1 protein-coding gene is annotated in these 275 nt (G+C 61.8%); it reads right to left on the bottom strand.

All coding sequences use genetic code 11. The features are described from left to right. The coding region (locus AC0IYH_RS31465; RefSeq protein ID WP_471838156.1) for a cytochrome b N-terminal domain-containing protein at positions 1-275 on the bottom strand (275 nt) is incomplete at both ends.

Raw genomic sequence — 275 nt, 5'->3', positions numbered from 1 at the left:
GAAGAACGTAGCCCATGAACGCCGTTGCCATCATCAGCAGGAAGATGGTCACGCCGAGCAGCCACACCATCTCTCGCGGCGCCTTGTACGACCCGTAATAGAGGCCGCGGGCGATATGGATGTAGACGACCAGCAGGAACATCGACGCGCCGTTGGCGTGCGCATAGCGCAGGAACCAGCCTGCGTTGACATCACGCATGATGCCCTCGACCGACCCGAAGGCGACGCCGGCATTGGCGGCATAGTGCATCGCCAGCACGATGCCGGTGATGATC

It is taken from the genome of Pseudomonas sp. AC463 (assembly GCF_979253585.1).
The sequence above is the reverse complement of the archived record's forward strand: the minus strand, read 5'-3'. Positions and strand labels throughout refer to the sequence as shown.